The organism is Actinocrinis sp. (assembly GCF_035650855.1).
In the GTDB taxonomy this organism is placed as follows: domain Bacteria; phylum Actinomycetota; class Actinomycetes; order Streptomycetales; family Catenulisporaceae; genus Actinocrinis.
In genome coordinates this window covers 1-7287 of the sequence record NZ_DASRGV010000309.1, presented here as the reverse complement: position 1 = coordinate 7287, position 7287 = coordinate 1, and the positions used below count along the sequence as shown (strand labels likewise).

Here is a 7287-nt window from a genome sequence, read left to right as displayed (position 1 = left end):
TTTCCCGTCCGGATTTCGCACCTCGTCAAGAGCGCGCTATTATTGCATAGTGCAATGACTGATGAGCGGGGAGTGCGACGTCAGCGCGATGCAGTCGACGATCGGCCGAGCGTGGCGCGTGGAGAGGAGATAGGCGCACTGTGTCCGTAAACGCCGTCAACCTCAGCCATTCCTCACAGGGCGCAGAGCCGTTGGGCTGTGCGTGAGCGCGCTCCGAAGTCGTCCGCGCGGGCAGGTTTCTTGCAGGGTGCAACATGCCCCGCGGCTGGAACTGCGCGCTCGCCACGCCGTGGGTCGCGTGCGCGGCGCGGCGTGGCGCGGTGGGTTAGTGCCAGCCGGGCAGACCGGGGGCTCCTTCGGGCGGTTCACCGCCGGCTTCGGTGAACTTGCGCAGCGCGGTGATCAGGTCCTCGCGCGACCGCTCGTCCAGCGCCTCCACGATCGCGGCCATCTGCGTGCGCCGATTCTCGGTGACCTGGCGCACCACCTGCCAGCCCGAGGGCGTCGGGCGCAGCAGCACCTCGCGCCGGTTCTTCGGGTTGGGGATCTTCTCCACCATCCCGGCCGCCGAGAGCCGCTCCACCATGCGCAACGCCGTCGACGGGTTGACATCCAGCAGCTCAGCCATCCGCGCCAGGCTCACCGGCCCCTGCGCGTCCAGCACCACCAGCATCCGGTACTGCGGCAGGGTCAGGCTCTCCTCCACCGCGGCCAGCGACCGCGCCGCGATCGCCACCAACAGCCGCGAAGCAGTCAGCAACTCCCCGACCACCCGCTCGCTGTCCTGATCCACCGCCTGCCGCGGCGTCCGCGAACCCGGCATGCACGCGCTCCTCTCCGAGGCCACCGCCGCCCGCCACGCCCTTGCCCCATGCAACGACCCGACCGCGCGCCGGAGATTCCATGCCCAACTCGACCACGAACACTATAGGCGGCCTGCCGCCCGCGACCGGCGGCAAACCCGCCGATCCGGCAGCGGGCCGGCTTCGCCGTGCGCTCGTGGCGCTCCCCGCACGCCGCACGGGCGCCAACCCGGCCGGTCGTCTGCTGCCCGCGCTGCGCGTCTCGAACGGCGGGTTGGCGGTGCTGGCGGTGACCGTCGGCGCCGGGGCGGGCGCGGGAGCGATCGCCTTTCGCTGGCTGATCAGCACCTTCACCCGGATCCTGTCCGGGCACGCCGACTACTCCGCCGCAGGGCACGCGGCCAACCCGCACGTCGCGGTCCTCGGCCGGTTCTTCGTCGTGCTGGCCCCGGTGCTGGCGGGCCTGGTGTACGGGCCGCTGGTGGCGCGCTTCGCCCCCGAGGCGCGCGGACACGGCGTGCCGGAGGTCATGTACGCGGTGGCGCGCCGCGGCGGCCGGATCGGCCCGCAGGTCGCGATCGTCAAGTCGCTGGCCTCCGCACTGTGCATCGGCGGCGGCGGCTCGGTCGGCCGCGAGGGCCCGATCGTGCAGATCGGCTCGGCGCTGGGCTCCAGCCTCGGCACCTGGCTGCGCGTGGCCCAGGCACGGCTGCGCATCCTGGTCGCCTGCGGCGCCGCCGGAGGGATCGCCGCCACCTTCAACGCCCCGATGGCCGGGGTGTTCTTCGCGATGGAACTGATCCTGCGCGACTTCACCGCCCAGTCCTTCGGCATGGTGGCCCTGGCCTCGGTGACCGCGTCGGTGATCGGCCGCGCCGCCTTCGGCGACACCCCGTTCCTGCACCTGCCCGCCTTCCACGTCCAGCACCTGGGCCAATACGCCCTCTACGCGCTGCTCGGCCTGCTGGCCGGCGCCCTCGGCGTCGGCTTCACCCGCGTCCTCTACGCGGTGGAAGACCTCTGCGACACGGTGTGGCGGGGACCGGACTGGGCCCGTCCCGCGGTCGGCGGACTCGCGCTCGGCGGCCTGCTGCTGGTGCTGCCGGAGATGTACGGGGTCGGCTACCCGGTCCTGGACAAGGGCGTCTACGGCGCCTTCACCCTCGGCTTCGTGCTGGTGCTCATGGTCGGCAAGATGCTGGCCACCAGCCTGACCATCGGCATCGGCGGCAGCGGCGGAGTGTTCGCACCCTCGCTGTTCATCGGCGCGATGTTCGGCTCGGCGTTCGGGCAGAGCGCCGGGCGCCTGCTGCCCGCGCTCGCCGGACCGCCCGGGGCATACGCGCTGATCGGCATGGGCGCGGTCTTCGCCGGAGCCGCACGCGCCCCGATCACCGCCGTGATCATCATCTTCGAGCTGACCGGCGACTACACCGTCATCCTCCCGCTGATGGCCGCCATCTCGCTGGCCACCGGAGTCAGCGCCCTGATCTCGCGCGACACGATCTACACCCTCAAACTGCGCCGCCGCGGAATCGACCTGGACACTCCCGCTCCCGCGGCCCTGCTGCCGGGACGCACCCTGCGCGACGTCATGGAACCCGCGCCCACGCCGCTGCCTGGTGACATCACGCTGCACGAGGCCGAGGAGCGCCTCGCCCGAGCCCGGCGCGGCGTGCTGCCGGTCACCGGCCCCGACGGCCAGTACCTCGGCGTACTCACCGCCCAGGCCGCCGCCGAGGCCCTGGGCGACGAACGAGCCACGGGTCCGACAGCGGACCTGCTCGTACGGGAACTGATTCACCTGCCGCAGGCCATGACGCTCGAAAGCTCGCTGCACGAAGCCCTCGACGCGCTGGTCACCGCCGAGCCGTCCGGACTGCCCGTGCTCGACCCCACCGGCCGCCACCTGGCCGGATGGATCACCCATCAAAGCCTGCTCGCCGCCGTGCACAAGGCGCATGCTTCGGCGCCCACAGCCCCCTGATGCCCTACGCCGCCAACGCCGCGTGGCTCGGCTCGCTCTCAGCAATTGCCCAGTGCAACAACAGGGGCTAAACGAAGCGCTGTTAGGCGGGAGGGGGTCCGCTCGCAGCCTCGCCCAGCATTCCGAGCCGGTGCTCCCAGCCGGTGCGGTGGGTCTCGATGTGAGTGGAGGGTAGGGCGCGGTGAGTAAGCACGACGACGGTGTCCTCGCCGTCTCGGGTCAGCACGACCTCAACGGTCGATGCGCCGGGCGGCAGCGTGTCGTTGCCAGGGATGCCCCAGGTGAACACGACGCGATGCGGCGGATCGACCACGCTGTAGACGCCGTGAGCGGCGACTTGGCCCATGTCGAGGTGGAACACGCCGCCCGGGCGTGGGTCGAGTTCGGCGCGCTCGCCGATCCACTCGACGATGAGCGCGGGGTCGGTGAAATACGGGAAGACGACCTCGGGCGGAGCCTTGATGTGTTCGGTCGCGACGATGGTGTCGTTGCGGATCTCGGCGGTCAACGGCTACCTCTTCGGGGGGCGGGGATGGGCCGTCTCGACGGCGTTCTTCAGGCGGCGCAGGGCGTCGGGCCAGAACTCCGCGAGCAGTTCGCGCACCGGCTCGAGCGACTCGTGGCGCAGCGTGTAGAGGCGGCGGGTGCCTTCGCGGCGCTCGGTGAGCAGGCCGGCCTGTTTGAGGACACTGATGTGCTGGCTGACCGCCTGCTGGGTGAGGGTGAAGCTCGCCGCGATCTGGCCGGCGGGCAGCTCGGCGTGCTGCACGAGCCGCAGGATCTGGCGGCGGTGCGGGTCGGCGAGCGCCCGCAGCACCGCGTCGGGTGCCGCGGGCGGGGGCTGCGGCTGGTGCTCGGCCATCGGGCGAGTATCTCAGAGCGTGAACGGGGTGCCGGTGCCGGTCTCGGCGAAGGCCTCGATGCTCGCCATGAACGAGTTCCAGGCGGTGACGCAGGCGTCCCAGCATTCCAGCCGCGGGGTGAGGCCGGCGTGCCGGAAGCGCAGTTCGGTGCCTTCGGGGCCGGGGGCGATGTCGAACTGCATGGTCGTGCCGAGCCACTCGCGGGTGTGCCCGGTGGGCGTGACCCCGTCGGGTGCGATGGACTCCCAGACCACGCGGGTGGGGCCGGATTCGAGCACGCGCATCGCGTTGACGCCGTAGTCGCCGAAGCTGGTGACGAGCGTGCCGCCGGTCGCGCCGTCGCCCCGCGTCGGGCCCCACCAGCGGCTGACGCCGGCGGCGGAGGTGAACAGCGACGCGACCGCCTCGGGGCTGGCGGGAAGGTTGAGCACCGCGGTGAAGTCCTCGGTCTGAGTGCTGGTGGCGCCGGTCATCCCGGTCTCCTTTTCGATTTCACAAGCATCTACTTGTACAAGGATCTGCTTGTGAAGCTAGCCGTGGCGCAACCACGTGTCAAGCGCACGGCAGCTATTACCTCGCGACCTGTGCCCTCGCGAGCTACGACCTCGCGGCGCGATCCGGTCGCGCATCGGTGAACACGGCCGCCGGATCGGGCTGCTGGAGCGGGTCGGTGAGCAGCAGGACCTCGTCCTCGGCGCGCAGAACGGTCTGGCCGGTCAGTTCCAGCAGCCGGCCGTCGCGTAGCACGACGCTGATCCACGTGCCCTGGTCGAGGTCCAGTTCGTGCACGGCGGCGCCGTCAGCGGGCGCGCCCGGGGCGATGACCAGGCGGCGCAGGTTGTCGGGCTCCTCGCGCAGGCGCACCCCGAGGCTGAAGGGCTCGGGTTCGACGACGGTGGTCGGCACGCGCAGCCGGGCGGCGAGCGTGGGCAGCAGTCCGCCCTGCACCAGCACGGAGAAGGCGACCACGACGAACACGATCGAGTACAGGCGCTCCGCATCGCGAACGGCCCCGGTGAGCAGGTAGCTTCCCAGCAGGATCGGCACCGCGCCCTTCAGCCCGCCCCACAGCACCACGGCACGCTCGCGCCGCGGCAGCCGGATCGGCAGCAACAGCAGGCCGACCAGGACCGGGCGCACGAGGAAGGCCAGCAGCACAGCCAGCGCCAGGCCGATGCCCAGGGCGTTGCCATCGGGCAGCGTGTGCAGCGAAACGGTCAGCCCGAGCACGGTGAACGCCGTGATCTCAGCCAAGCCGGCCAACGCCGCGTGGAACCGCTTGACCTCCCGCGCATAGGGCGCGCGCGCGTCGCACAGCACGATCCCCGCCACGAACACGGCCAGGAACCCGGAGCCGTCCGCCGCGGCCGCGACCCCGTACAGGCCCAGCGCCCCTGCCAGCACCCGCAGCGGATACAGCCCCTCGCTGGGCAGCGGCACCCGGCGGGTGAACTCCCGCAACCCGAGCCCGCCGAGGACCCCGACGGCCAACCCGATGAGCATCTGCGCACCGAACGCCTCCACGCCGTGGGCGAAACCCGCCGCGCCGGCGCGATGCTCGGTGACCGCGGGCAGCAGCGCGGCCATCAACGCGATGCCCACCGGATCGTTGGCCCCTGACTCGCCCTCCAGCAGCACGCCGGCGCGCCCCGCGATCTGCCGGCGGCCCAGCACCGAGAAGACCACCGCCGGATCTGTAGGGGCCAGCGCGGTGCCCAGCAGGGCCGCGCCGCCCCAGGACAGGCCGAACAGACCGTGCGCCAGCACCGCCAGCGCCGCCGCGGTCACCAGCGTTCCGCTGGTGCCGATCCACAGCACCGCCCCGGTGTTCGCGCGCAACCGGGCCCGCCCCAAGTGCATTCCGCCGTCGAACAGGATCACCGCGAGCGCCACAGTCACGATCCGCTGCACCGTGACGATCGGTACCTGCCCGAGTCGCGGCACCAGGTCCGAAGCGACGGCGGCACCGAGCAGGAAGAACGCCGGAGCCGGGACGCGAAGCCGCGCGCTGAGCCGGTTGGAGAGCACTGCGAGCATCACCACAGCCGCCACCACGGCGATCAGCAGCCCGAAGCGCGTCGTGTCGCTCATCGCAGGACCGTGCAACCGGGCGGCGAAAAGCGAAGGGGTGCGGGCATGGAATCCTCCGTCGGCGAGCACGAATGACTTCGCGCCGACCAGACTTCCCGGCACACCGTGTAACACGTCCAGACTACCGTCCCGACCCCGACCGCCCGTCCGGTCCGCCAGCCGCGGCGGGCGAAGCCGGCCCGCGGCACCACTCCCCCGGTGACCACCACCGTAGCTCCCGGCGAATCAGCGGCGGATCAATGGCGTATAAATCGCTGTTCTGCTGCGGCCGCCCGGTCCAGCGGTTTACGTTTCCTGAGCGGGACCGCTTGGCCCGCGTGGCACGGCAAGTGTGTCCTCAGCTCCGGCTGATCCCCCAGTAGCCCGAGCGCAAGCGCCGTGCCAGGCCCCGCGCGCCGCACCGCGCGGGGCCGATCATTTTCTGCTTCTGGCCGGCGCCCACAGCAGGAGTCCGGCTGCCAGACCCAGGGCGGCGAAGAGCCACCAGACGCGGTGGAAGGAGCCGAGCGCGTTCGCCGCCGACGGAGTGCCGAGGACGGCGACGTAGAGGCTGATGCCGAGGACCGCGCCGAGTTGTCGCAGGCTCGCGTTGATCGCCGAGCCGAGCGCGAGCCGCGCCGGTGGCAGCGTCTGCACTGCGGCTCCGGACTGGACGGGCAGGGTGAGTCCGATCCCGAGTCCGGTCAGCAGCGCGACGGGCAACCAGTGGGTGGTCCAGGTTGGGTCGGGACCGACCACGCGTGCGCTCAGGGCGAGGCCGGCGGTCCAGAAGAAGGCGCCGGCGGTCAGCACGCGGCGCGCCCCGTGGGTGTGGGACGTCCCCGCCGACCACGCGGACGCGTTCCTGGCCGCCCAGCCCTGGTTGCGCGGCCTCGACCACGTCGCCTTCTCCGGGAAAATCCAGGCGGCCAAACCCGAACCGGCCGCCTTCCACCACGCCGTCACCTCCCTGCGCGTCGCGGCCGCCGACTTCCTGTTCGTCGACGACCGCGAGGAGAACGTTCGCGCGGCCCGAGTCCTCGGCATGAACGGGCACGTATTCACCACGCTCGACGAAACGGCGCCAGTCATCGACCTCTGGTTGTCAGGCAGCCCAGCGTCGGCGACTACTTGAGCTGCCATTCCTGGGAGCCGTCCGCAGTGGCGGTCTGCAGGGTCAGGTGCGCGTCGGTCGACGCTCCGGTCAGGTAGAGGCTCGGGTTACCGGCCGACTGGAATTCGACGTTGCCGTCTGGGAGTTTTATGAGCTTCCAGAGCCCCGCCGACGTGTTGTCGACCCACTGGCCGATCTGCTGGCCGGCCGTGGGGTTTCCGGTCCAGATCTCGGCCGCGCGCCCGCCCGACTTGTTCAGCAGCGTCACGTTGCCGTCCGCCTTCGTCACCACGTGCCACAGTTGGGTGTCCGGGTTCGCCGCCGAGCCGGGGTTCTCCAGCTCGATGTCGGGGGCGTTGCCGTTGCCGATGTTCGCGTCGGTGGTGTTGCCGTGCGTACCCACGACCTGTCCGGTCAGCTTGTTGACAATCTCGTGGTACGTGCCGGCCG

The 7287-nt window shown here is 71.4% G+C and carries 9 protein-coding genes; 2 read left to right on the top strand and 7 right to left on the bottom strand.

The features are described 5' to 3' along the window. Window positions 1-325: 325 nt before the first annotated feature. Window positions 326-823, bottom strand: coding sequence for a MarR family winged helix-turn-helix transcriptional regulator (locus VFB40_RS21970; RefSeq protein WP_324853629.1), 498 nt, complete (start codon window positions 821-823; stop codon window positions 326-328). Between the two features lie 80 nt (window positions 824-903). Between VFB40_RS21970 and VFB40_RS21965 the strand changes: the two genes are divergently transcribed. Next, window positions 904-2790 carry a chloride channel protein gene (locus tag VFB40_RS21965; protein ID WP_324853627.1) on the top strand — a complete coding sequence of 629 codons (1887 nt, stop codon included), beginning with the start codon at window positions 904-906 and terminating at the stop codon, window positions 2788-2790. 82 nt (window positions 2791-2872) lie between these two features. Here VFB40_RS21965 and VFB40_RS21960 read toward each other — a convergent pair whose 3' ends face one another. The 5 genes from VFB40_RS21960 to VFB40_RS21940 all read right to left on the bottom strand — a co-directional run bounded on the left by VFB40_RS21960 (window position 2873) and on the right by VFB40_RS21940 (window position 6536). Further along, on the bottom strand, window positions 2873-3298 hold the full coding sequence (locus VFB40_RS21960) for an SRPBCC family protein (RefSeq protein ID WP_324853625.1): 426 nt from the start codon (window positions 3296-3298) through the stop codon (window positions 2873-2875). A 3-nt stretch (window positions 3299-3301) separates the two neighbouring features. After that, window positions 3302-3652, bottom strand: a complete 351-nt coding sequence (locus VFB40_RS21955) for an ArsR/SmtB family transcription factor (protein ID WP_324853623.1) — start codon at window positions 3650-3652, stop codon at window positions 3302-3304. 12 nt (window positions 3653-3664) lie between these two features. Beyond that, window positions 3665-4126, bottom strand: a complete 462-nt coding sequence (locus tag VFB40_RS21950; RefSeq protein WP_324853621.1) for an SRPBCC family protein — start codon at window positions 4124-4126, stop codon at window positions 3665-3667. Window positions 4127-4250: 124 nt separating this feature from the next. After that, entirely contained in the window at window positions 4251-5744 is a 1494-nt protein-coding gene (locus VFB40_RS21945; protein WP_324853619.1) for a cation:proton antiporter domain-containing protein, read from the bottom strand. Between the two features lie 414 nt (window positions 5745-6158). Further along, window positions 6159-6536, bottom strand: coding sequence for an MFS transporter (locus VFB40_RS21940; RefSeq protein ID WP_324853615.1), 378 nt, complete (start codon window positions 6534-6536; stop codon window positions 6159-6161). A gap of 16 nt (window positions 6537-6552) precedes the next feature. Between VFB40_RS21940 and VFB40_RS21935 the strand changes: the two genes are divergently transcribed. Next, window positions 6553-6858 (top strand): HAD-IA family hydrolase, encoded by a 306-nt coding sequence (locus VFB40_RS21935; RefSeq protein ID WP_324853612.1) that lies wholly within the window; start codon window positions 6553-6555, stop codon window positions 6856-6858. Here VFB40_RS21935 and VFB40_RS21930 read toward each other — a convergent pair. After that, on the bottom strand, window positions 6851-7287 hold a 437-nt coding region (locus VFB40_RS21930), incomplete at its 5' end, for an RICIN domain-containing protein (protein WP_324853610.1). The genes VFB40_RS21935 and VFB40_RS21930 overlap by 8 nt on opposite strands.

Coding starts and splice junctions, on each gene's coding strand:
- VFB40_RS21955 (WP_324853623.1), bottom strand. CDS start 3,652: ATGGCCGAGCACCAGCCGCAGCCCCCGCCCGCGGCACCCGACGCGGTG.
- VFB40_RS21965 (WP_324853627.1), top strand. CDS start 904: ATGCCCAACTCGACCACGAACACTATAGGCGGCCTGCCGCCCGCGACC.
- VFB40_RS21970 (WP_324853629.1), bottom strand. CDS start 823: ATGCCGGGTTCGCGGACGCCGCGGCAGGCGGTGGATCAGGACAGCGAG.
- VFB40_RS21950 (WP_324853621.1), bottom strand. CDS start 4,126: ATGACCGGCGCCACCAGCACTCAGACCGAGGACTTCACCGCGGTGCTC.
- VFB40_RS21945 (WP_324853619.1), bottom strand. CDS start 5,744: ATGAGCGACACGACGCGCTTCGGGCTGCTGATCGCCGTGGTGGCGGCT.